General features: G+C 55.7%; 1 protein-coding gene. It reads right to left on the bottom strand.

The window, feature by feature from the left end; translation table 11 throughout:
• A partial coding sequence (locus ACZ6J2_RS21765) for a type VI secretion system Vgr family protein (RefSeq protein WP_471726637.1) occupies positions 1-2,017 on the bottom strand: 2,017 nt, incomplete at both ends.

Raw genomic sequence — 2,017 nt, 5'->3', positions numbered from 1 at the left:
AGGTTTGGCGCTTTCAGTTCGATTCCCGTCGGTGAGAAGAGTGTGACCAGACCGTTAGGGCTGATACGGAATCCGCCACCGCCACAGACCAGTTGAATGCCCTGCTTGGCGCTGCCGTTCAGCTGTCCGTCGGTACTCGCCATCGTGAAATCCTTCAGCGAAAGCATATGCATTTCCCCGCGCTGGGCCTGCGTCGTGATATCCCCGGCACCGGCAATCATCTGAATGCCGAGCTTGCGGGAAAACAGCGAGAGTTTTTCCCCCACGGCCAGCGAGAATTTTTTCACCACGTTTACGCTGGTATCCTGGCCTGCCGTCACAATCACATCTTTCCCGGCAGACAGTTGCAGACTGTCCGGCGTGACGTGCGCCTGCCCTTTGTCGGCATAGGTCAACAGACCCGGCCCTGCCAGATTACTCAGCACCTGGTTCAGTTGATTTTGCTGATCGGTTTCCACATTACTGGCCCCGGCCGTCAGTGCGCTTTGTTGCAGCGTCATTGCCAGCGACAACGCTTTCTCCAGCTGCGCAATGGCGGCCGTCATATCCAGTTGCTTACCCGCAGCACGCGGTTGCGCCTCCGTGGTGATCATCACCCCTTTGGCGGCACGGAGCGCCATGTGATTGTCAGTACGCGCTTCCACACCTTCACCGCGCTGCTTTCCCTCTGCGTCAACGAGGTGTCCGGCACTGACCTGACTCTTGCCGTACTCCGTGGAAATCTTGATGTGTTCCTTCCCGCGCCGATCCTCAAGACGGATTTTGTTTGAAGCAGCAGTGCGGATCACGTTGCGGGTGTCGTTGCGGTTTGTGACCAGATCAGGGTGTCTGCCGTCATGCATGACATGCGCAATAAAGGGTCGGTCCGGATCGCCGCCTTCAAAGGCTACAGCCACTTCTGTGCCGTCCAGCAGCGGGAAATGAAAACCAAACACATCCCCGCCGTACGGTCTGCCCAGACGCATCAGCGCACTTTCAAAACCGTCACGCTTCTCGTCGAGGTCAAAATCAAACTTCACGCGGTATCGGCCCCGGGCATCGACTCCGGCATAAGTGTGATCCCGATTGATGGCCGCCACGCGACCGGGTACCGTACCGGCAATCACCGGTCGCGGCAGATATTCCGGACGATAGCTGTAGCCGTTCAGATAAGGGATCCCCTTCAGGATGGCACGGTAGTGCTGTGCTCGACTGCCGGATAGCGTCATTGTGGTGACAAGAAAACCGTGTTTAAACCCGTCAGAAATATCCCCTGTCAGGTTGAACATCACACCCGGCAGCAGTGCCGGGTCACTGGTTGTCCCTCCCAGCACACTCTGTTTGTTCAGCAGGCGCTCATAGCGCAGGCGTGCGCAGAACGTGGCTGTTTCCGCCTCTTCACCGTAAAAATCGCCGTCCTCCAGATAATGATCGGCATAGTGATACTGTTTTCCGCTGGTTATCCCGTCGGGAATATCATTATCGAAAATGGTTTTATCCGCCTGTGGCGAAAATGGATTGCGGTAGTTATACGTACGCACCAGCACGCTTTCGGGAATGAGCTCGTATTTTTCTTCGAGCTCGGTAATGTATTCTTCATGGCTGGTCATGCCGGAATGGCGAACGTACGGCAGCATCTTATCGCTGAAGACATAGCGGCGGCCACCGTCACCAAAGACAACCACCGTTTCGCCCTGTACCTTGTCATGGTTTTCAAAGCGGAACCAGATCCCTACCTCGGCCAGCAGACGGCATATAAACTGGAGATCGGTTTCCTTCCACTGAATAATCATTTCACGGCTGGGGTAGCTGTGGCTCAACTGATTAAAATCGATGTTGTAACCCTGAAAATGCCCGCTCTCCTTCATCAGCCTCGTGACGAGCTCCGGCACTGTCACATTCATGTATACGGCCGAACGGTAATTCCGGTCCAGCAGCGCCAGATCATGCTCCAGCACACACTCGTAAAGGGCTTCATCGGCAGAGGACTTCAGACGGGCAAACGACGTGATCACTCCGTTAATCTGGCGCACCGGCA

The sequence above is a fragment of the Enterobacter sp. E14S genome (assembly GCF_055666685.1).
Note: the sequence above shows the minus strand (reverse complement) of the source record. Positions and strands in the feature narration are given on the sequence as shown.